The sequence below is a fragment of the Shewanella profunda genome (assembly GCF_023283765.1).
GTDB lineage: Bacteria > Pseudomonadota > Gammaproteobacteria > Enterobacterales > Shewanellaceae > Shewanella > Shewanella profunda.
On the sequence record NZ_JAKILG010000002.1, the window covers coordinates 174258 to 198017 of the forward strand.

A 23760-nucleotide genomic window follows, 5' to 3' on the forward strand; every position below is an offset into this window, starting at 1 on the left:
ACGTTTAAATGTCTAAAACAAAATGTCAGCATCTAGAATAAAATGCGATCCACATAAAAGTTGACTACTTTTGGACTTAACTTAGCAGTTGTAAAGGTAACTATTTATGGCGATACCCTCGAAAAAAGCCGGCCAGATATTGGCAGACATACGCAAACAGCTTGCAGAGCGCATTCTGATCTTAGACGGTGCCATGGGCACTATGATCCAAGGCTACAAGCTGGAAGAAGAGGATTATCGCGGCGAACGCTTTAAAGATTGGCACACGGATGTTAAAGGCAACAACGACCTCTTGGTTTTGTCGCAGCCGCAGATCATCAAGCAAATTCACACCGACTACTTAAACGCCGGTGCCGACATCATTGAAACCAACACTTTTAACGCTACTACTATCGCCATGGCCGACTACGACATGCAGTCGCTGTCCGCCGAAATTAACTTAGTCGGCGCGCGCCTCGCCCGTGAAGCCTGTGATGAAGCCTTTGCTGCTACGGGCATTCCACGCTACGTCGCCGGTGTGTTAGGCCCCACTAACCGCACATGCTCGATTAGCCCAGATGTGAACGACCCAGGCTATCGCAACGTCAGCTTCGATGAGTTAGTGACTGCTTACAAAGAATCCACTAAGGCGCTGATTGAGGGCGGCGCGGATATCATTATGGTCGAGACCATATTCGATACCTTAAACGCCAAGGCCGCGCTGTTTGCGATTGAATCCGTATTCGATGACTTATTCGGTCAGCATTCTAAAGACAGATTGCCGATCATGATTTCGGGCACCATTACCGATGCCTCTGGTCGCACACTTACTGGCCAAACGACCGAAGCCTTTTACAATTCCCTTCGCCATATCAAGCCCTTATCTATCGGTCTTAACTGTGCACTTGGGCCAAAAGAATTGCGCACCTATGTGGAAGAATTATCCCGCATCAGTGAGTGTTATGTGTCGGCGCATCCGAATGCAGGCCTGCCGAACGAGTTTGGCGGTTACGATGAAACCCCAGAGGACATGGCGAACGTGATCGAAGATTGGGCGCGCGAAGGCATGCTCAATATTATCGGTGGTTGCTGTGGTAGTACGCCTGAACATATCCGCGTGATCCGCGAAGCGGTGAGCCGTCACGATCCGCGTATTTTGCCAGACATTCCGGTAGCTTGCCGCTTGGCAGGTTTGGAACCACTGACTATCGACGCCCAATCCCTGTTCGTTAACGTGGGTGAACGCACCAACGTCACAGGCTCGGCCAAATTTTTAAAGCTGATTAAAGAAGGCAAGTTTGAGCAGGCGCTCGATGTCGCCCGCGAGCAGGTCGAAAGCGGCGCACAGATCATCGATATCAACATGGACGAAGGCATGCTCGATGGCGTGGAAATCATGCACAAGTTTTTAAACTTGATTGCCTCTGAGCCCGACATCAGCCGCGTACCTATTATGATCGACTCCTCTAAATGGGAAGTGATCGAAGCTGGCCTCAAATGTATTCAAGGCAAGGGCATAGTTAACTCGATTTCCCTCAAAGAAGGCGAAGCCAAGTTTATCGAGCAAGCCACCTTAGTGAAACGCTACGGCGCGGCGGCCATTATCATGGCATTCGACGAGCAAGGTCAGGCCGATACTAAGGCGCGTAAAATCGAAATCTGTACCCGCGCCTATCGGGTGCTGGTCGATAAGGTCGGCTTTCCACCCGAAGACATCATCTTCGACCCGAACATTTTCGCTATCGCCACGGGGATTGATGAACACGACAATTATGCCGTCGATTTTATTGATGCCATTAAAGCGATTAAAGCCACCCTGCCCCACGCGATGATTTCGGGCGGCGTATCGAACGTGTCGTTCTCGTTCCGCGGTAACAACCCAGTGCGCGAGGCGATTCACGCGGTGTTCCTGTACCACGCCATCAAAGTCGGCATGGACATGGGCATTGTCAACGCGGGTCAGTTAGCCATTTACGACGATATCGATCCTGAACTTAAAGTGCGGGTCGAAAACGTGGTGCTTAACTTGCCCTGTCCAGTTGAAGGCTCAAGCAATACCGAGCAGTTACTTGAAATCGCAGAGAAATTCCGCGGTGATGGCGCGCAGGTGGGCAAGAAAGAAGATTTAGAATGGCGCAGCTGGCCGGTGAGCCAACGCTTATCCCATGCGCTCGTCAAAGGCATTACCGAATTTATCGATGAAGATACCGAAGCCGCTCGCCAAGAAGCGAAACGTCCGCTGGATGTGATTGAAGGCGCCTTGATGGACGGCATGAACGTGGTCGGCGACTTGTTCGGCTCGGGCAAGATGTTCCTGCCGCAGGTGGTAAAATCCGCGCGGGTAATGAAAAAAGCCGTGGCTTACTTAAACCCCTATATCGAGCTGGAAAAGGTCGAAGGCCAATCTAACGGCAAGATCTTGATGGTGACAGTAAAAGGTGACGTGCACGATATCGGCAAGAATATCGTCGGCGTGGTGCTCGCCTGTAACGGTTTTGAGGTATTCGATTTAGGTGTAATGGTGTCGGTGGAGCGAATTCTCGACGCGGTGAAAGAACACAATATCGATATCATCGGCATGTCGGGCCTCATCACGCCGAGTCTGGACGAGATGGTGCATAACGTGAAAACCTTCCACCGCGAAGGCTTAACCATTCCGGCGATTATCGGCGGTGCCACTTGCTCTAAAATCCACACAGCGGTGAAGATTGCGCCCCATTATCCCCATGGCGCCATTTATATCGCCGATGCGTCCCGCGCCGTGCCTATGGTAAGTAAACTCATCAACAACGAGACTCGCCAAGCGACAATCGACGAAACCTATGCCGAATACGACGATATGCGCACTAAGCGTCTATCCCAAGCCAAGCGCAAAGAGATAGTGTCACTCGAAGCGGCCCGTGATAACCGCTGCCAACACGATTGGGCCAACTATACCCCGTTTACGCCAAACGTGCTCGGTCGCCAAGTATTTGATAATTATCCATTAGAAGACTTAGTCGAGCGTATCGACTGGACACCGTTTTTCCGCTCGTGGGAATTACATGGCCATTACCCCGAAATCCTCACCGATAAAGTCGTCGGTGAAGAGGCGCAAAAGCTGTTCGCCGATGGTCAGGCCATGCTCAAGCAAATCATCGAAGAAAAATGGCTCACGGCGAAAGCGGTTATCGGCTTATTCCCTGCCAATACCGTCAATTGCGACGACATTGAGCTGTATACCGATGAGTCGCGCACCACAGTCGAAATGACCACACATCACCTGCGGATGCAGCTTGAGCGTGTTGGCAACGATAACTTCTGCCTATCCGACTTTGTTGCGCCAAAAGACTCAGGCGTCGCCGATTACATGGGCGGCTTTGCGGTGACCACAGGCCATGGCATAGACGAACATGTGGCACGTTTTGAAGCCAACCACGACGACTACAACGCCATCATGCTCAAATGCTTAGCCGACCGTTTAGCCGAAGCCTTTGCCGAGCGGATGCACGAACGGGTACGTAAAGAGTTTTGGGGTTATGCAGCCGACGAGCAGTTAAGTAACGAAGCCTTAATCCGCGAGAAATACAAAGGCATACGCCCCGCACCGGGCTACCCAGCTTGCCCAGACCACACAGAAAAAGGCTTGTTATGGGACTTGCTCAAGCCCGATGAAACCATCGACTTGAACATCACCGAAAGCTACGCCATGTTCCCCACAGCGGCCGTATCGGGCTGGTATTTCGCCCACCCGAAATCGCGCTACTTTGGCGTGAGTAACATAGGCCGCGATCAAGTGGAAGATTATGCCAAGCGTAAAGGGATGACTGTCGCAGAGACGGAGAAGTGGCTGGCGCCAGTGTTGGATTATGATCCTGAATAGAGAGTGACCCAGAGTAGTCATTTGTACTCGTTAATGCCCAAGTTTCACTTGGGGAATTAGGCAAAACGTGGAATTAAGGGGCTGAATCGAAGCCCCTTATTTTTGGTTTTAATGTCTAACTTTAAAATCAAAATAAAAATCAAAGTCGTGGAATTCCATTCCACACCAGGGCAAGAAGGGGATCAACAGCAATCCCCCTCTTGCATCTCCCCTTGCCGCCCCTAGCGAAGTTACATGCATTAGAGACTGGCCTTGGTCTTATGGATAAATTGCTATCGCTTCCGAAGGCAACGTCCCTGTACCTGCGAAAGCTAGCTCGGCATCCATGCCGAGACTCACGCAATTTATTCCAACACCCCGCGGCAACTTCGCAGGGGTTGGGTGAACTTCTGTGGCATTAAAGTGAACTTTTCGCATTGAAAGAGTTATGCGTTTCCTATCTTTTAGCCAATTTAATAATGGGTGTCTCATTAAATCCTCGCTCGTAACGCTGCTAGGCAGCATTCACCCTCGCGAAGTTACAGGCATTAGTGACTAGCTTCGCAGGGGATTGGTCTATTCCTGTAGCTTAGGCGTTGCCAGTTCATTTTAAAAAGAGTTTTTACCTGTCCCATCTTTTTTCTTAGCTTGACCATAGTTCAATATCCAAGCGTGCCAACTTAAAGCATGTTTTGGTTAGGTATACTTTACTGCGCTTGTTTCGGGCTAGCTTATGTTAGAATCCCGCCCAATCAGCTTTATGAATGTGCAATACAACTCATTTGTTTAACTGAGCGTAGTGGAACACTACCGTGATTAACTAAATGCAGAGAAAAGATATGAGCAAGTTAAATGCCGAAGAACGTAAAGCCCGCGATAACGCCCGTTTTTCACAACGCGTCGATGAACGCCGCACAAAAGGTGAAGACGTCGTCGCCTACGTACTGGGCAACAAGCTCGCGTTTAAGTTTCTGACTAAACCAGAAAGACACGAATTTAAACAAAGAGAAGCCGCACTTGAAGAAGAAGCCAAACTTAAAAAGCAGCAAGCGTTTCAGCTTAAAACCGAGCAAGAGTTAGATAAAGTCGAAGCCGCATTTACTGATACAGAAGAGTAACTTCTCAAAAGAGCCATTGATCATCATTGATGGCTCACGCATATCCCATTTCCAAACTTCGTTTGAATTTTTAAATCAAAATCCACATCAACGTCGTGGGGCTTCACCCCCTGATTTTTATTAGAGAATCGACCAAGGAGGACTGCTCGTCCTATCCTCCTTTGATGCTCCAAGACGAACAACCTCCATGTCTAAACACCAGTTCGCCATCCATGGCTCTCGTTCGAAACGCTGCTACGCAGCACTCACCCTAGCGAAGTTACATGCATTAGTTACCGCTCTCATACTCCAATAAAAATCGACTAACGGCTCAGATGGCACATCCATGTGCCCCCGAGCCTGCGCCATCATCCATGATGTCGCCACGGCATTTTTATCTCCGTATTTCGACAACTTCGCAGGGGAAGGTGAACTTCTGAATCTGCAGTGTTAGTAGTTAATCTCAACTGAATTCTGCCTGTCCTTTCTTTTGCTTGCCAAAGAGGGTAAGACGTCAATTTGGATCTAATTAGGGCGCAACAAACGCCGGCCCTTTACTTTTAACATAAGGTCGCAAGACCGCCAACCATTAACGACTGATACCCCGTTGTGAAAGGTGAATTATCGATTAACGTAAATGTAGCTTGAACAAAGTAGGACATTGACCTTGCTAAACCCGAGGTGACCATATATGTCCCCGCTTTCAATAAAGTAGGACATTGGTCTTGCTAACCCAGAGGTGACCATATATGTCCCCGATTTTTTTCGAGGCCTGCTTGAATGCAACAATTGTTGCAACAATGATTAATTTGTTATAAATTACCACTAAATAAATCAATAGGTGGTGCTTGTGTTTAAATTTTTTTTAAAGTTAGCTTTATGGGCTATTACGTTGACAAGTTTCAATTCTTACTCAGCAATAATTCAACAATGTGATTCATGCACATCTCAATCGGACTTCTATGCAGTGGCTAGATATACTGCAACGACAAATATGTCAGGTACATCTGATACACTCTACTTGTTCAATAGTGGAGATAATTTGATGAAGAAGTTTTCTCTCATATACATGCCTACTACTGAACCTGGAACGCCACCAGTGTTACGGGTTCAAGAAGTATCTTTGACGGTTTCAGATACAACAAAAACCAATCAATTGTTTATGTTGAAAAGTATAGTTGATGATTTTATTACAGGTGGAATTGATGTCCCTGAAGAAGTTATTGGTAGTGCATATGACATGATAGGTTCTAGTCAAAATTTAAAAAAAGTAAATGACTATTTCAATGACAACCTGACACTGATAAATGCGATAAATTCTTATTCTGGAGTAGCATTATCCATCGCTGGTAAAGTAATAGATGTTCATTTTAATGTAGTTATTAGGTTTGCAGATCAATCATCATCAACTATGACAATTAAAGGCCTAGGAGAGAACTTTGAAATAAAACTTTCCATTAGTGATATTACAGATTCTGATGGAAATAGTGCACCATTGGTTAATGGCAGTTCTAGTGTTGGTGAGTACAATTTTTCAGGAGACGATAATAATATAGAAAGCTTTGTTAATGCCTTATCTAGATTGGGAATATCAGTTGAATATTACAGCGCATCTAAAATTAGTAGCGGTAGAGTCCAGTGCTCATTAAACAAAAGTGGTGGATTAACTTGTATATTAAAAAATTAACAGAGAAGAATAATGGATATCAACATAACTAGTTACCTGTTCGTCGGATTAGTTTTGCTAATAATTACTACATCTTTTCTTATGTATTTAAGGGTTTACAAATATAGCAAAACTAGAGTTATAATTAATGCATTCCTATGTTACTTGGTTCCACCTTTAGGTTTAATTGTTTTTTTGCATATTGTTTGGAGTCACAATAAAATGAAGTTAAATAATATTTCCTGTATTTTAAGCGATAAATAATAGCAATGGACACCAATGCGATAGACAGGAGAATAGCCAGAGCGGGATTAAGCTTTGTTAGATCTCTTAACCAAAGAAAATCTCGAGTCTATTCGAGGCTGTTCATAATTCTGTGTCAGGTTAATTTCACAGATCGATATGGTTTTCTAAGCGCCCCTCAAAATGGATTGAGAGCTGTGATAGCGTCAAATTCCAATTTTGGATGGGGTGAGTCCAGCGCTCAGAGGCCTTCAATATACCCGCGTAAAGCAGCTTGAGTAAACTGTTCTCGTTAGCAAAACCACCTTTGGTTTTAGTTAACTTTCTGAATTGGCGATGCACGGCTTCAACGGCATTTGTGGTGTAAATGGCGGTCCGAACATAGTCAGGGTATTTGAAATAAACCGATAGCAGTGCCCACTTGTTGCGCCATGACTTAATCACTACAGGGTATTTATCACCCCATTTTGTCTCCAGTTCATCCAGTGCCATCTCGGCCGCATTCAAGGTGGCAGCCTTATAAACACACTTTAAATCGGCCATGAAGGCTTTTTGGTGCTTGGACGCGACATACTTCATTGAGTTGCGAATTTGATGGATGACGCACAGCTGTACTTCCGTCTGTGGATATATGGTTTCAATCGCTTCAGGAAAGCCTTTAAGGCCATCCACACAGGCGATGAGGATGTCTTTCACCCCACGGTTATACAGGTCGGTTAGTACGCTTAACCAATGGTGAGCCCCTTCATTATCAGACAGATATAAGCCTAATAGCTCTTTCTTGCCTTCGACGTTAAGGGCCAAAATGGTGTAAACCGCCTTGCTGATAAAGCGACCATTCTCTTTGATTTTATAGTGAATCGCATCGAGCCATATGACGGGGTAAAGCGGCTCTAGCTCGCGTTCCCGCCATGCCTGAAGCTCAGGTAGTAACTTGTCAGTAATGGCGTTCACCGTGCCGTTGGACACCGACATGCCGTACATGTCTTCGATATGTGCACGAATATCTTGATAGCTGGTGCCTAATGAAAATAAGCCAATGATTTTACGCTCCATTTCATCGGTAAGCTGGGTTTGGTGCTTTTTGACTAATTGAGGCTCGAAGGTGCCCGCTCTGTCTCTGGGCGTGTTCAACTCAAAGTTACCAATGGGGCTTTTAACTGTTTTAGTGGTTTTACCGTTTTTACGATTAGCGCCTTCAGTGCTCGCCAAATGGCCATCCAACTCTGCGGCTAAGGCCGCTTCAGTGAGTTGCTTAATCAAAGGGGTTAAGATGCCATCCTTGCCCGTAAGGTCTTTACCTTCACGTAGTGCTTGAATGGCAGCATTGATATCAAAAGTAGGTGTGGTCATAAATCATCTCTTTTTGGTATAGCTTAAAGAAATGACACAGAAATTTGAACACTACCAACTTTTCACATTTAAAGAGTTATGCATGTCCTATCTCTTAGCCAATTTAACAATGGGTGTCTCATTAAACCTTTCTGAAAAGTTTATAAAACTAGTTTATGCAGGCTCAATTATATTGCCGCTGTTAGTTCCATAAAACTTACCAGTAATGACACCAATTTTATAATAGTCATTCAGAAGTTTAACAAAATAGCCAACGTCGATACTATTTTCTAGTACAAGCTTTCCATCAGGCGAAAATTTAAGTTCTTTACCTTCAAACAACTTCAGGGCATTTTTCATTTTTTCGATTTCATCTTTATTGAAACCCGAGTGATTTCCCTTTTTCCCAATATTAGCTAAGGTTTTGAGCAATGCTCTACTTTTACTTAAGCTAGCTTTAATATGTTCAAGACCTTCGACTAGGTTTGTAGATTCAATAACTGAGATCACGTCATTAGCAACGTTTTGAAACTCTTCCTCTAAACCTACTATTTGCTCAAAACCCGACTTTCTTAAAACTAGAAATTCTGAATTAAAATATATGCAATCGATCTTATCATCAAAGCTGACAGTTTCGTTATTAACTATTTTTAGTTCAGAGTCTGTTGAATCAAACCAAGATGATAACTTCTCAATTTTAGTTTGAGGTTCGTCAGTTGTGACTTTACCTGAACTCATTTTTCTAAAAAAGTAGGCTGTATCCTTTGCAGTATTTATTTGCAAACAGTACGTCCAAAGGTCATTCTTCACCTCTTTTAATGAAGTAATCGTATCAACCTTATTTACTAAAAGTTGGTTAAATATAACATCAGAAAATGACAGAGCATTATTCAACACATAGGTGTAAAGCTTATCACCTAAGTCATCCGTTATTACATTGTAAGACTCAAGGTCATACCCTTCCTTAGAAATTAATTTTTCCAATTGAATTTTTGCATTTTTTGAGAAAAACAAACATCTGGAGACATATCTATGCCATTTGCTTTAAATTGAAATTTATCGATAACTTTTCTGTTTTTCTGACGCCTTCTTTAATATGTCTAGTAATAAAGAAAAGTTTAAAACTTACATCCTGCTCACCAATGATACCTAAAATATCATTTATTTTCTTTTTAGCTGGCATCATTGCCTCCCATATCAACTGCAAAAAATAATTTATGACCTATCTTTTTTATTTTCACTTGATCATCTTCTTCAAGAAACTTGTTCCTTGAAATTACCATACCCTTTTTTTTCTTCTCCGAATCAGAATCAGTGTACTCAATCATATACAGAGAATACCTCATGCTTATTGTAGGATTTATTAATAGCATGGATGAATTTGAATATATCAAGAAAGTAACAACCAACAAAACTGCCACTGAAAAAACATTAATCATGCTAGATAGGTCTTGAAAAACGAAAGGTATGATATATGTAAACAAATATGATATCGACTCACTATTTTTATTTTCGATATCCTCGATTCTTACTAAGTCACCATTAGTTTTAGCTCGACGTTCTATGTTTGTCAGGAGTATCTTCAAACCAACTGCACCGTATATAGATAACACAATCAACAAGGCTGCTGCACCGAAGTATTTTGTAAAAACAAATAAGGACTCCCAACTTAATCCCCCCCCCAATTGAGATAGTCGCTATATTTATAAAACTGACCAAATATCATAATTATAAACAAAGGCATATAGGAAACTAAAAATAGAGTTAACCTCGCCCCAATCTTTAGACCAGCTTTTCTTTTTTTCATTAAAGGCTACCTCCGTATGTATAACTAAAATCGCTTAACACTCCGTGCATGCGCACTAACTTATAAGCGTAGCCGGCCATAGGTCCAAAATGACACGGTTTGTTAAAACAAGAACAGAACTGCCATAACTTTTATGGTCAAAAAATTTAACCGCTCTTATTTTTTACGTAATAAATATCCACTACTTACTACGGCAGTACTAATTCCTCTGAATCGTACGCCCTATCAAATTCTGCTTTTGCATCGGCTTTGTGGTTGATGCAGTTAACCATGTATTCGTCGGACTTAAAGTTTTTACAGTCTTCGGGGACTAGATAATACTTGCGCCATGCTTCGGCTTTACGTAGTCGCGCGGCCTCGTTTTGCATGGCTAGTCTGGATTTTTCAGCCGCATTTTGCTGTAACTCTTGCTGAACCTGATACTCAGCAAGCTGGCGATCTTTCGCAGCCTGCTGGCGAGCAAGTTCCGTTTGCTTTTGTTGCATAGCAAACTCATTAAGCCCCTGTGTCAGGCGGTATTCGATATAGCTTAAATAGCCAATTCGCACTAACAAAGTGACCAAGCCCGCTAACAAGATCCCCAACGTAATTTGTAAAACTGATTTCATTCCTAACTTCCAAAGTCCATTTCTATGCTGAATTGCTCGTTTTTAATCAGAAAACATAAATGCTACGGGATACACCAGAACAGGCATTGTTGCACCAGTGACTTAGTGAAAATGGGAGGATCATAGAAAATTCTGACCTCCCAATCCTGTGCTATACATCCCTGCATAACGATTAAGAGTTATGCCTTATCAGTTAAACTTGAACTCTATTGCGCCAATATCAATGACTTTTGTCCCATTATTATCACCGTCAATTGGTCTTGTTACACCATATAGATCGACATTTACTTCTAACGGCATACCAGCATCAATTACTGGTGAGTTACTAAAAGGATATCCATTACTATCAAGCAAAGGATCGGCAAAAATAGTATTTAGTTCAACTTGCTGATCCTGCATATCTATGTACAAACTCTTAACTTCATTGACTAAATTGTTGTGTAAGCTAATACTAGATTCTGGAGCAAACTTATATAAAGTACTAGTATAAGAAGCATTATCAATTAACGTTCTAGATTTTGAAACAATATTATTATTGATTGATATTTTATAGTATGGCTCATCTACTCCATGATAAATAAGCCTAACTACAGATTCTAGCCCTAGAAAAGTATTATTATAAAATTCTAACTCCGAAGACATACTTGCACTAAAAAGCTGACATCCAAAATATAAATCAGGAATATCCAAAAGATTACCAAAATATATATTATTCACTAGTCTAGTCTTAGTGTTTTGTGCAACAGCGTAATTACCGCTTTCAATCCTAGGGCAATGGTAATCATCATCCAAATTACTAGATACGTAACCATTATCGAGAGCCTTACCTATCAATATATTTTGTTCAAAAAGCATCTCTCCGCTATTTAAAACGTATACTGAAATGAGGTTGCTTGGTGTACCATCAAATAAATTACGTGTAATAGCACCTCCACTACTCCCTACCTTTATATAGTGATTAGCTAAGGTAAAACCATTTACACTACTGTTTTTATCAATAATTAAACTGGGTTGCCAAAATGAAGTTTCGCTGCTATAAAGCTTAGCATCTTTAGATTCAGCCTCTAATAGAGCTTGCTTTTTAGATAAATCTAAATCACCAATATAAATTCCTGCCGGGACATTAACTTTTTCACCATCGGCCGCCATATCAATCTGTTTTTGTAATGCTTCTGTAGATTGACCAACCACTATTGGAAATGGTATTGAAGATAACACTTTATCACCAGTTATAGAACTGAGTGAATTGAATACTAACTTTCCTTCCCCTTGACTATCTCCCCTAATATCAAGTGTAAAACTATAAGCCTGTTGATAGTCTTTAAAAACAATTTCGTTTCCCACCAAACAATTATACTTTTCATGACTATTAACACATTCGGCACTTAACAATGTGATATGTTCAGGTATGTCCAGTCTAATTTTGTTACCAGTTACAGGATCAAAGCCACCAAATTTAGATTCTTGTTGATGAATTATAAACGCTAACTTTTGTGAAGTACCAACTAACTCCATCATGTACTCTTGACGGTTATCAATCCACAATCGATAAGATACATCAGCAGCATGTCTTGCAACATCAATCGTTGCTTGGTTATTCGACAAATCCTCATCATGTCCAAGATGCTGTATTTTTGCAGTGATAACACTCTTAATCTCTGATCCATTAGCTGAGTCAGCATTTAAATAGATCTCTTGAACAGCTTTATATCCTGGAGATATATTATCCCATTTACAGGTCAGTTCGAGTAGATTATCTGATAAAGTACAAAAATTAGAATCAGCATATCTATCTCTATCAAAATAAATCGGAAGAGATGTTGAATAGGTCGTCAACACTGTTCCGCTGTCAGTTGATTTTACATCACTTTCGACTTCAGCTTTTACGATAATCTTTTTAGAATAGCCTTGGGTTTCATGAGATAAAGTAACTCCGAGGTCAACAATTTTAGGAAGTATTTTTTTATCGCTAGGATGGCCAAAAGATAAGAACTCTTGCAAATTAGTAAAACCATCACCATCTAAATCTTGAGTTGCATCCAAAGCCGATGTTGGATTTAAACCAAAAGCCAACTCCCAACCATCAGTTATTCCATCGTTATCCGTATCCTCAAATGAGGTAAATATGGAGGGTTTATAGTATTCCTTTAAAAAAGCATACTCTTTATCTACCATGCCACTATGTAGCATAATTTTATAATAGGTATAGTTAGAGGTTACGTTTCCTCTCAACTCATTATAAAATTCAACTGAAAATGTAGCTTGACTATTGTTACTTCCCCTAACAACAAACTCACCACTTTCTTCATAGGCATGTACCATAGTGTTAAGTTTAAATAACTTATTAGTTTGGACATCCCAGAATCCCAAGGATGAATCGAATACGCGACCTTGTATCCTAAAGCCATCATTTCCACATAAAACCATCTCATTACCAGTTCTAATAAATTTAAAATTTGAAAATAAGATTTGTTTTTTATTATTTACATCTGAAAACATTAAATTATATGTTGCTTCAGTTTTTGCACAAGTTAAGTCCTGTTCTACATATTGTGCAGTACCAGCAAGTAAACTGTGACCTAAAGTACCTTTTACATCAACATCCTCAAAAATCACGGTACTATCAATAAGTATTCCATCGGTGGAAAATCGGTTTGCTCTAACAGTAGCTTTACCGTTAGTAGTCATGCCATCTTCAACGCAATTAGTGAAAGCAATATTTTTTTCTTTATCTGAGCTTCCATTCGAAATTTTAATCGTTCCACCACCAGAACAAGTCGAACCTAGTTCGCCACTTTGATCGTTATAGTCCGGTAATAATTCAGGGATGAGTGTAAAGATGTACTTGTACACCTGGCCTAATGTTTCTGTATTCAATGGAGCTGCAGACTCAATGCCTGCATATTGGTCTTTAATATTGATAAATTTAGACAATGGATCTTTGGTGACAGGAGGTGGTGTTGGCGTTTCTGCTGAAGAATCTCCACCACCACCACCGCATGCTGAAAGACATAAACATAAAAGGGGTACAAATGCATATTTCATATCATAACATCCATTTAATTGATTTTATTAAGTAATTTAAAATGTTCGGATAGGTATAACCTAAAGCGGATTTTTACAGGAGGATTTGGTATCTAAGAGAGAAAAGACACATCTTCCCGATGCAAGTGACTCGAATCGCCGATAGGCAACAAAAGCTCATCCTTGTTAAAAACCTAAGATAGCGACATAGCGTACACTTGTCTATAACTTTAGCATTACAAATCAACTAATTAAGCAATCACTGATTTATCGGACATAAAAAGATCGGACATAACTTTTATGCCTTAATGATTTACCAATTGCATCAGAGTCTAAGGAATACACCATCCCCCCGGAGTTGCCGCAGAAAAAATCGCACAGGTATATTTGTTAGATTTACTTCTTCAAGTTTGGATCTTGGATTCTACCGATTATCAGGTAAACGAAGGGCTAAACAGAATTAAGCGCTGTCATGTAAGTGACCGTCCGTGGCATGGATGCCACGTTCGAGCATACACGGACGTACTTGCTGCGTGTCACTGGAATGACAGTGCTTAATTTATTGCTGCACACACCTAAAAGTTTGAGTGTTGAATCAACCATAAAAAAGCCCCGCAGTGCTATACACTACGGGGCTTTATTCATCTAGTCACATTGCTCATTCTACAAAGACAGCAACACAACCTTATTCAACGAACTAGGTTAGCTATTTAGATCTTGGAAGAACTTTTTCACGCCATCGAAAAAGCCCTCAGCCTTTGGGCTGTGCTTCTTTGACTCACCGGTTAAGGTGGCTTCAAATTCGCGTAACAGTTCTTTTTGATGATCGTTTAAGTTTACTGGGGTTTCCATAACCACTTTGCAGAGCAAGTCGCCAACGGCATGGCTGCGAACCGATTTAACCCCTTTGCCACGTAGACGGAACATACGGCCCGTTTGCGTTTCGGCAGGGATCTTCAGGCTCACTTTACCGTCCAGTGTGGGGACTTCAATCTCGCCGCCTAGGGCTGCTTTACTGAAGGAAATCGGCACTTCGCAGTAAAGGTTGTTGCCATCACGGACGAAAATCGCATGTTCACGCACGCTGACCTGAACATATAAGTCCCCTGGAGGCGCGCCAAATTCACCTGCTTCGCCCTCACCCGCTAAACGAATACGGTCGCCCGTATCGACACCGGCAGGGATCTTAACCGATAAGGTTTTGCTCTTTTCAACACGGCCATCGCCATGGCACTTAGTGCAAGGATCTTTGATGATCTTGCCGCGGCCATGACAGGTTGGGCAAGGTTGCTGCACCGTAAAAAAGCCTTGGCGCATTTGTACTTGGCCTTGACCATGACAAGTTGTACAGGTACTTGCTGATGTGCCTTTTTTAGCGCCGCTGCCGTCACATAGATCACAGGTCGCCAGTGTTGGGATACGCAGTTCTTTGGTGAGGCCTTTAACAGCTTCTTCCAGTGATAACTCTAGGTTATAACGTAAATCTGAGCCGCGAGCCGCTTGGCGTTGACCGCCACCACGACGTCCACCACCGAAAATATCGCCAAAGACATCACCGAAAATATCGCCGAAATCGCCCTGCCCACCACCGTAACCGCCGCCGCGATTGGGGTCCACACCCGCATGACCAAATTGATCATATGCCGCTTTTTTGTCGGTATCGGTAAGGATTTCATAGGCTTCTTTCGCTTCTTTGAAGCTAGCCTCTGCGGCTTTGTCGCCTGGGTTACGATCGGGGTGAAATTTCATGGCCAGACGTTTATAGGCCTTTTTAATCTCACGTTCGCTGGCGTCACGACCGACGCCTAATACTTCGTAATAATCTCGCTTTGACATAATCTCATGCTTCTCAGCTGGAGTTGAACGAACGGGCGTTAGGGTTTCCCCGTAACGCCCGCCTAGAAATTAACTATTTAAAATCAACCAGTTGAAATCAGTTAGTTGAAACCAAAAGTTGATTCAAAAAATTATTTCTTGTCGTCTTTCACTTCTTCGAATTCAGCATCAACAACATCATCGGCAGTCGCGTTAGCCTGTTTGCCCGCGTCGGCATTGTCGCCGCCTTGAGCTTGAGACTTAGCTTGAGCGATTTCCATCAGCTTAGCAGATGCTTCGATTAAGTTTTCAGTTGCCTTTTCAATGGCTTCTTTGTCATTGCCTTTGATAGCAGTGTCAACAGCATCCATTGCAGCTTGGATTTTCTCTTTATCTTCGCTTGGCAGTGCATCGCCCGCTTCTTCTACTTGTTTCTTAGTTGCGTGAACTAAGCCGTCAGCTTGGTTGCGTGCTTGCACTAACTCTTCAAACTTCTTGTCTTCATCTGCGTGAGCTTCGGCATCGCGTACCATTTGTGCCACTTCTTCTTCGCTTAAGCCAGAAGAGGCTTTGATGGTGATGTTTTGTTTCTTGCCGGTTTTCTTGTCTGTCGCAGACACGTGCAGAATACCGTCGGCGTCGATGTCGAACATCACTTCAATTTGTGGTTGGCCACGTGGTGCTGGCTCAATACCGTCTAAGTTGAACTGACCTAATGACTTGTTCGCGCTCGCTTGCTTACGCTCACCTTGCAGTACGTGAATAGTCACTGCATTTTGGTTGTCATCGGCGGTTGAGAACACTTGCTGCGCCTTAGTAGGAATAGTGGTGTTCTTCTCAATCAACTTAGTCATCACGCTGCCCATGGTTTCGATACCCAGAGACAGTGGTGTTACGTCTAACAGTAATACGTCTTTCACGTCGCCTGACAATACACCCGCTTGAATTGCAGCACCTACGGCTACCGCTTCGTCTGGGTTGACGTCTTTACGAGGTTCTTTGCCGAAGAAGTTGGTTACTGCTTCTTGAACCTTAGGCATACGGGTTTGACCACCCACTAGAATCACTTCGTTGATGTCTGTTACAGATAAATCTGCATCAGCCAGGGCAACTTTTAGTGGCTCTAATGTACGGATAATCAAGTCTTCAACCAGTGATTCCAACTTAGCACGAGTGATTTTAATCACTAAATGCTTAGGACCTGTTGCGTCTGCCGTGATGTATGGCAGGTTCACTTCAGTGTGGTTGGTGCTTGAAAGTTCAATTTTTGCTTTTTCAGCAGCTTCTTTCAGACGTTGCATTGCTAATGGATCTTTACGCAGATCTAAGCCTTGCTCTTTCTTGAATTCGTCGGCTAAGTAGTTGATCAAACGGTTGTCAAAGTCTTCACCACCTAAGTGGGTATCACCGTTGGTTGCCAATACTTCAAATGTTTGGTCACCATCGTTACTGTCGATTTCGATGATAGAGATATCGAACGTACCACCGCCTAAATCGTATACCGCAACAATATTGTCGCCTTGTTTCTTATCGATACCGTAGGCTAATGCTGCCGCCGTTGGTTCGTTGATAATACGTTTAACATCAAGACCTGCGATACGGCCCGCATCTTTAGTCGCTTGACGTTGTGAATCGTTAAAGTATGCAGGAACGGTAATAACCGCTTCTGTCACTTCTTCACCTAAAAAGTCTTCTGCGGTTTTCTTCATCTTTTTCAAGATTTCAGCAGAAACTTGTGGTGGGGCCATCTTGTTGCCACGCGATTCAACCCAAGCATCACCGTTATCGGCTGCAATGATTTTGAATGGCATGATGTTCACGTCACGTTGAACTTCGTCATCTTTAAAGCGACGACCGATCAAACGCTTAATCGCGAAAAATGTGTTAGTCGGGTTAGTCACAGCTTGACGTTTTGCTGGCGAACCAACAATGATTTCATTGTCTGTATACGCGATGATTGACGGGGTGGTGCGATCGCCTTCAGCGTTTTCTAACACACGTGCTTTGCCACCATCGAGGACAGCTACACAAGAATTTGTTGTGCCTAAGTCGATACCAATAATTTTACCCATGAGGTCCTCCGAAAAATTTCATTCAATCTAAATTTGTTTAGTTGGTTTTGATATGGGGCCGAACAGATTGTTTATCAAGTCCACTGTGGGCCGCCTTCTCTGCCTTAACACCTATATTGGGACAGGGAATTTAATTACAAGGGCCGATAAAAAAATTTTCTTACTTTATCTTTCTGGATGTTCGGATGAATAAAATATTTCACCCGATAAAATACGCTTGCTTATCCACTACAGCTGTTATTCAATCTGCCCACATTTGGCGGATGTTTATCCATGTAAGGTAGCAGAGTGAAGTCTTCGAATTTAGCGTACGTGTATGGCATGGCGGCGGTCTTCCTCTGGTCTACGGTTGCCACCGCTTTTAAAATTGCCTTGAGCTATTACACCCCACTGCAACTGGTGTTTGTTGCTGTACTGACTTCTATCTTCGCCCTCGGTGGAATTCTCGCGTGGCAAAAGAAGCTCTCTTTAGTTAAGCAACAATTTTTGCGCAGGCCCCTGTTTTATCTGGTGACTGGGTTACTCAATCCCTTCCTCTACTATGTAGTGCTGTTTAAGGCTTACTCCTTACTGCCCGCGCAGCAAGCCTTGTCGCTTAACTACACCTGGGCGGTATTGCTCCCTTTACTCGCCGCGCCGTTGTTAAAACAGCATTTACGTAAGAGTGACATTGCGGCGGCGCTCATTGCCTACTCTGGCGTATTTATCATTGCCACTGGCGGCGATATCAGCGGATTTAGCTTTGACAGCCCACTCGGGATTGGCCTTGCACTCACCAGCACTTTACTCTGGTGCCTATATTGGATTGTGAACACTAAAGATCAAGGCGATCCCGTAGTCAGTTTATTATTGAGTTTTCTTATCGGCTTACCTTTTATCGCCGTCACCTTAGTGCTGACCGATGCTTTACCCAGTTTTAGTCTTAAGGCGATATTTGCTGGTATGTATGTCGGATTATTTGAGATGGGCATAACCTTTGTGCTCTGGTTAATGGCGCTTAAAACCGCTACTCGAACAGCCAATATCAGCACCCTAGTGTTTTTATCCCCCGTCATGTCAATTGGGTTTATCGCTTGGATTTTGCAAGAAACGATTGCAATGGCGACCTATCTTGGTCTGGCCTTTATTCTGTCAGGTATGATGTTGCAGCAACTCTTACCAAGATATACCGAGCGTAAACACAGGGGAAAATCTGAAGAAGTCACGCCAAAGATAATGGAGTAAACGCGCCATCATCTGAATAAATTATCGGCGCGTGATGACGCCACTTTTTATATCACTCCGATGTAAAAATGCGTTGGCTAACGTTTTTATCTTAAGTTAAAGGCTAATATCCCGTTTTGTGAAGGAGTATAGAATGACACCTGCCGTTCGACTGGCAAAAAAAGCCAAAATTCCATTTGATATCCTTGAATATAGTCACGATCCACATTGCGCTGCCTATGGTGAAGAAGCCGCCAACACACTCGGGCTCAATCCTGCACAGGTATTTAAAACCCTGTTGGTCGCAATCGATAAAGCCCATGCGCCAATTGCAGTAGCCTTGGTGCCAGTCGATCATCAACTGAATCTTAAGGCCGTCGCTAAATGCTTAGGGCAGAAGAAATTGCAAATGGCCGATGCTGAACTCGCGCAAAAATCCTCGGGTTATCTTGTGGGCGGTATTAGCCCCTTAGCACAAAAAAAACTCTTGCCGACCTTAATTGACCAAAGCGCACAGTCCTTTGATCACATTTATGTCAGCGCGGGGCGCAGAGGTCTTGAAATTAGCTTATCGGCCAATGATTTAGCTCAGCTATGTAAAGGTTCATTTGCCGATATAAAGACGATTTAATTTATGCCTAATAGATTAAATGTCACATAAATAACAACTATTTGACCTGAATCAATAAAGTGTTTGAAAAAGCCTTGATATCCGTCTATAAATTGTACTGAAGTACAATTCGGCTAAGGATAGTCAAATGGAAAAATCAACACAATGGAATCAAGAGACGAGTATCGGCCCCATAAGTTGGGTTGCCATGCTGCTGTGTATCGCCCTTTTTATCTATGAGCATTTTTGGGGAAATGGTTTTACAACTATGGTAGTCATGCTCTATAGCAGCTTTTTGCTTCCCTCGGTATTGCTTACCCGCAGAGTGCAGGAAAAATATTTTATTTATACCTTAGAATATATCAGCGCCTTTCGTAAGTTCACAATTGTGATGACGGTAATATTCCTCTGTGTTTGGCTAGTTGCCACCTATACGCCACTCATCCATTGATCACTAATCTAAACATTAGTTACCGCAAACAAAAAAGCCGTCGATTTTATCCATCAACGGCTTTTTGTTTGCCATTGTAGCCCCTAAACACGGCTAGTGTAATCACCCCATGCTAACCACTTATAGGTGGTTAATGCCTCAAGCCCCATTGGACCGCGGGCATGGAGCTTTTGCGTGCTCACAGCGACCTCAGCGCCTAAACCAAACTGGCCGCCATCGGTAAAACGAGTGCTGGCATTGACATACACAGCGGCAGAATTCACTTCGTTCATAAAGTGCGCCGCAGCGTGAATATCATCGGTCAAAATCGCTTCCGAATGACCACTAGAATAAGTGCGAATATGGTCAACGGCGGCATCGATATCAGCCACCACTTTGATGCCTAAGGTGAGTGACAACCATTCGATGCCAAAATCCTCAGCCTTTGCGAAGGTGATATCGAACCCTAAACCATCGAGCAGCGTAAAACTTTGCTCGCAGACTGAAAAACGCACGCCTAAACGATGCAGATATTCGGCAATTTGTGGCACAAAAGTGCTCGCCACACGCTCATCCACCAGCAAGGTATCGAGCGCATTACACACGGTCGGACGCTGCACCTTCGCATTAGCTATCACGGCGAGGGCGCGTTGTAAGTCAGCATTTTTATCGACATACAAATGACAAATGCCAATACCACCTAGGATTACCGGAATCGTCGCCTGCTCGGCACATAGACGCTGCAATGCTTGACCGCCGCGAGGCACTATCATATCGACATATTGATCGAGCTTTAGCAGTCCTGTCACTAAGGCTCTGTCTGAAGAATCAATAAATTGCACCGCATCGACGGGTAACCCTTGGGCGACAATCGCGCCGCGGATCACCTCACTGATAAGTTTATTTGATTCAAGGGTTTCTTTACCGCCACGGAGGATCACCGCATTGCCCGTCTTTAAGGCGAGCACCGCGATATCGACGGTCACATTGGGCCGTGCTTCATAAATCACCCCGATAACGCCAAGCGGCACACGGCGACGAGTTAGCCTTAAACCGTTATCTAATAACTTACTGCCAAATTCTTCACCCACGGGATCGGCGAGGCGGATCACATCGCTGATGTCACCGATAATACCCGCTAAACGCGCATCATCGAGCAACAATCTATCGATCATTGCATCGGTTAATCCATCGGCCTTAGCAGCGGCAACATCCTTAGCATTGGCGGCTAAAATGGCCGGAGAGTTTTCCGTTAGCGCATCGGCAATAGCCTCGAGCAAATCGGCTTTTTGACTCGCCGTTAAGTTGGCTAAGGCATAACTGGCCTGTTTGGCATTAGCGCCAAGTTGCTGTAAATACTGTTCTTGATTAATTTGACTCAAAACAGACCTCGCTTATAGGACAACCATGTCGTTGCGGTGCACTATTGCATCACCATAATCGTAACCGAGTATGGACTCGATCTCGTCGGAATGTTTACCTGCGATCAAACCTAGGGCTTGGCCGCAATATCGAGTTATCCCCTTAGCAATCACTTTACCTTTTTGATCAACTAATTGCAGCGTTGCACCACGTTCAAACTGACCTCTAACGCCGATAATACCTTTAGACAACAAGCTGCGGCCCTTGTCTGTCACGGCTTTTACCGCGCCAGCATCGAGCACTAAAGAGCCTTGAGTTGCAGGTCCCGCTAAAATCCACTGTTTACGGCTTTCGAGCGGGTTTTCAATGGCACTAAAGTGAGTGCCAACGGATTCTTTACCGACCACTTTTTTAATCACATCGGGGTGATGACCTGAGGCTATAACCACCTCAATCCCGGCACGGCGAGCAATATCAGCGGCTTCCAATTTAGTCGACATCCCGCCCGTGCCCAAACCCGATACAGAACCGCCAGCTAACATGCGCAGGCTGTCGTCGATCTTCACCACCTGCGAAATCAATTTAGCATTCGGGTTAGTGCGCGGATCGGCATCGAATAAACCCTTTTGATCCGTCAATAAAATCAATAAATCGGCATCGCATAGGAGTGCTGCACGTGCCGATAGATTATCGTTATCACCCACTTTAATTTCATTGGTGGCAACGGCATCGTTTTCGTTGATGATCGGGATAATATTATTCGCTAGCAATGCATTGAGTGTGTCGCGGGCATTGAGGTAGCGTTCTCTATCCTGCAAGTCGGCACGGGTCAGCAGCAATTGACCGACATGCAGCCCATAAATACTAAAGAGTTGTGACCAAGCGAGGATCAACTGGCTTTGCCCGACAGCGGCTAACAATTGCTTATTGGCCATAGTGTCGGGCAGTGTCGGGTATTGGAGATGTTCACGCCCAGCGGCAATGGCCCCTGAGGTACATAAAACAACTTCGACCCCTGACTTCATCAGTACGGCCATTTGACGAGCAAGCTCAACCATATGGGCTTTATCCAGCTGTTTACTGCCAGAAGTCAGCACACTCGTCCCCAATTTCACTACCACGCGGCGATACGCAATCTCACTTAAGTTCATTATTCATTTGTAAAAAATAACCGAACAATCCTTATACCTAATCCGTTGGATAATTGGTAGCAAGGAGTTATTAACTCGAGATAAATTTTCGATTTTGCTTGGAATAGTGCATTAAAAAGGGCCATCGATTAAATGACCCTCAAAAAATATTGTCTATTGTAGACAATCTATCACACTAGGTGAGCCCACGAATTGACAGCATCAGCCATAGATAAACTTAGCCACAAACAATGCCGCTAACACAAGGATACCAATGTTTAAATCACTAAAACGGCCAGTGAGCAATTTGATAGCAGCATAGGAGATAATCCCCAGTGCAATACCCGATGCAATAGAGAAGGTCAGCGGCATTAAGATACACACAACCACCACAGGCGCTGCTTCGGTTAAATCTTCCCACTCTACATGCACAAGACCTGACATCATCAAAATTGCCACATAAAACAGTGTGCCCGCAGTCGCATAAGCAGGGATCATTCCCGCCAATGGCGACAGGAATAACGCAGCAATAAACAGTAATCCCACCACCACGGCGGTTAATCCTGTACGGCCACCCGCACTCACACCCGCAGTACTTTCGATATAGCTTGTCGTGGTGGAAGTACCACAAGCAGCCCCCGCAATGGTTGCTATACTGTCAGCGGTCAAGGCACGATTCAAACGTGGTAAACGACCTTTATCATCGAGAAAACCACCTCGCTGGGCAACCGCCACTAAGGTGCCTGAGGTATCAAATAAATCCACAAACAAGAAGGCAAACACTACTGATAGCATAGTTACTTCAAAGACTTGGGATAAATCCATCTTCATAAATGTGGGTGCAATTGAAGGTGGCATTGACACTATGCCGTTATAGCTCACATCACCAAATATCAATCCTAGGCCTGTGATAATTAAGATACTTAAAATCACCGCCGACTTCATTCCCCTTTGGACCATGGCAATAATCAGGAAAAAGCCCAACACCGCCATCACAGCTGGAAATGCCGTAATATCACCCATAGTGACCAAGGTCGCCGGATTAGCAACGACAATGCCGGCACTTTTAAGACCTATAAGCGCGAGGAATAAACCGATACCGGCGGCAATGCCTAAACGTAACGACACAGGAATACTGTTGACAATCCATTCGCGAATACGCACTAAGGATAAGATTAAAAAGCAAATTCCCGACAGGAATACCGCACCTAACGCAGTCTCCCAGCTATAACCCATTTCCCCTACAACCGTGTAAGTAAAAAAGGCGTTAAGCCCCATTCCCGGAGCTAATGCTATGGGATAGTTAGCCATTAATCCCATGACTAAACAACCGATTGCAGCAGCAAGGCAAGTCGCAACAAATACTGCACCGTGGTCCATGCCCGCATCGGCTAACATCATGGGATTCACAAAAATGATGTAGGCCATTGTCATAAATGTGGTCAAACCTGCGATCGCTTCCTGCTTGAGGCTCGTTTGATTTTGTTTTAGTTTGAACAGCTTTTCTAACATGGAACTGGGTTCCTTTTATTTTAAGTAGG

At 43.6% G+C, this 23760-nt stretch carries 17 protein-coding genes; 6 read left to right on the forward strand and 11 right to left on the reverse strand.

From position 1 onward, the window contains the following. Positions 1-106 precede the first annotated feature (106 nt). The 3 genes from metH to L2744_RS01870 all read left to right on the forward strand — a co-directional run bounded on the left by metH (position 107) and on the right by L2744_RS01870 (position 6604). Positions 107-3841 carry a methionine synthase gene (gene metH / locus L2744_RS01860; RefSeq protein WP_248990449.1) on the forward strand — a complete coding sequence of 1245 codons (3735 nt, stop codon included), beginning with the start codon at positions 107-109 and terminating at the stop codon, positions 3839-3841. Positions 3842-4659: 818 nt separating this feature from the next. Further along, on the forward strand, positions 4660-4938 hold the full coding sequence (locus L2744_RS01865; protein WP_248990450.1) for a DNA polymerase III subunit epsilon: 279 nt from the start codon (positions 4660-4662) through the stop codon (positions 4936-4938). 1024 nt (positions 4939-5962) lie between these two features. After that, positions 5963-6604 (forward strand): hypothetical protein, encoded by a 642-nt coding sequence (locus L2744_RS01870; RefSeq protein WP_248990451.1) that lies wholly within the window; start codon positions 5963-5965, stop codon positions 6602-6604. A gap of 369 nt (positions 6605-6973) precedes the next feature. On the opposite strand, the gene L2744_RS01875 is transcribed toward L2744_RS01870, so the two are convergent. From L2744_RS01875 to dnaK, 8 genes are all read right to left on the reverse strand, one after another. Continuing rightward, entirely contained in the window at positions 6974-8179 is a 1206-nt protein-coding gene (locus L2744_RS01875) for an IS256-like element ISSod5 family transposase (protein ID WP_089066614.1), read from the reverse strand. A 153-nt stretch (positions 8180-8332) separates the two neighbouring features. Next, positions 8333-9142 carry a Kiwa anti-phage protein KwaB-like domain-containing protein gene (locus tag L2744_RS01880; protein ID WP_248990452.1) on the reverse strand — a complete coding sequence of 270 codons (810 nt, stop codon included), beginning with the start codon at positions 9140-9142 and terminating at the stop codon, positions 8333-8335. Between the two features lie 46 nt (positions 9143-9188). After that, a complete protein-coding gene (locus L2744_RS01885; protein WP_248990453.1) occupies positions 9189-9344 on the reverse strand; it encodes a hypothetical protein in 156 nt (51 codons plus the stop codon). Continuing rightward, on the reverse strand, positions 9331-9843 hold the full coding sequence (locus tag L2744_RS01890) for a KwaA family protein (RefSeq protein WP_248990454.1): 513 nt from the start codon (positions 9841-9843) through the stop codon (positions 9331-9333). The genes L2744_RS01885 and L2744_RS01890 overlap by 14 nt, the downstream gene beginning before the upstream one ends. A gap of 310 nt (positions 9844-10153) precedes the next feature. Then, positions 10154-10573 (reverse strand): hypothetical protein, encoded by a 420-nt coding sequence (locus L2744_RS01895; protein WP_248990455.1) that lies wholly within the window; start codon positions 10571-10573, stop codon positions 10154-10156. A 189-nt stretch (positions 10574-10762) separates the two neighbouring features. After that, positions 10763-13618, reverse strand: a complete 2856-nt coding sequence (locus tag L2744_RS01900) for a thrombospondin type 3 repeat-containing protein (protein ID WP_248990456.1) — start codon at positions 13616-13618, stop codon at positions 10763-10765. Between the two features lie 681 nt (positions 13619-14299). Further along, positions 14300-15433, reverse strand: a complete 1134-nt coding sequence (gene dnaJ / locus L2744_RS01905; protein ID WP_248990457.1) for a molecular chaperone DnaJ — start codon at positions 15431-15433, stop codon at positions 14300-14302. 131 nt (positions 15434-15564) lie between these two features. After that, on the reverse strand, positions 15565-17484 hold the full coding sequence (dnaK, locus tag L2744_RS01910; RefSeq protein ID WP_248990458.1) for a molecular chaperone DnaK: 1920 nt from the start codon (positions 17482-17484) through the stop codon (positions 15565-15567). A 288-nt stretch (positions 17485-17772) separates the two neighbouring features. Here dnaK and L2744_RS01915 point away from each other — a divergent pair, with 288 nt between their 5' ends. From L2744_RS01915 to L2744_RS01925, 3 genes are all read left to right on the forward strand, one after another. Continuing rightward, positions 17773-18708 carry a DMT family transporter gene (locus L2744_RS01915; protein ID WP_248990459.1) on the forward strand — a complete coding sequence of 312 codons (936 nt, stop codon included), beginning with the start codon at positions 17773-17775 and terminating at the stop codon, positions 18706-18708. A 133-nt stretch (positions 18709-18841) separates the two neighbouring features. Further along, positions 18842-19318: a Cys-tRNA(Pro) deacylase gene (gene ybaK / locus L2744_RS01920; RefSeq protein WP_248990460.1), complete on the forward strand. Its 477-nt coding sequence runs from the start codon at positions 18842-18844 to the stop codon at positions 19316-19318. A 127-nt stretch (positions 19319-19445) separates the two neighbouring features. After that, positions 19446-19748 carry a hypothetical protein gene (locus L2744_RS01925; RefSeq protein WP_248990461.1) on the forward strand — a complete coding sequence of 101 codons (303 nt, stop codon included), beginning with the start codon at positions 19446-19448 and terminating at the stop codon, positions 19746-19748. A gap of 83 nt (positions 19749-19831) precedes the next feature. Here L2744_RS01925 and L2744_RS01930 read toward each other — a convergent pair whose 3' ends face one another. The 3 genes from L2744_RS01930 to L2744_RS01940 form a co-directional block, all read right to left on the reverse strand. Further along, the gene (locus L2744_RS01930) at positions 19832-21109 is read right to left on the reverse strand and encodes a glutamate-5-semialdehyde dehydrogenase (RefSeq protein ID WP_248990462.1); all 1278 of its coding nucleotides are present in this window, start codon (positions 21107-21109) and stop codon (positions 19832-19834) included. Between the two features lie 12 nt (positions 21110-21121). Next, complete coding sequence (gene proB, locus L2744_RS01935) at positions 21122-22240, reverse strand: glutamate 5-kinase (RefSeq protein ID WP_248990463.1); 1119 nt, start codon at positions 22238-22240, stop codon at positions 21122-21124. 201 nt (positions 22241-22441) lie between these two features. After that, positions 22442-23731 (reverse strand): NCS2 family permease, encoded by a 1290-nt coding sequence (locus tag L2744_RS01940; RefSeq protein WP_248990464.1) that lies wholly within the window; start codon positions 23729-23731, stop codon positions 22442-22444. Positions 23732-23760: the final 29 nt, after the last annotated feature.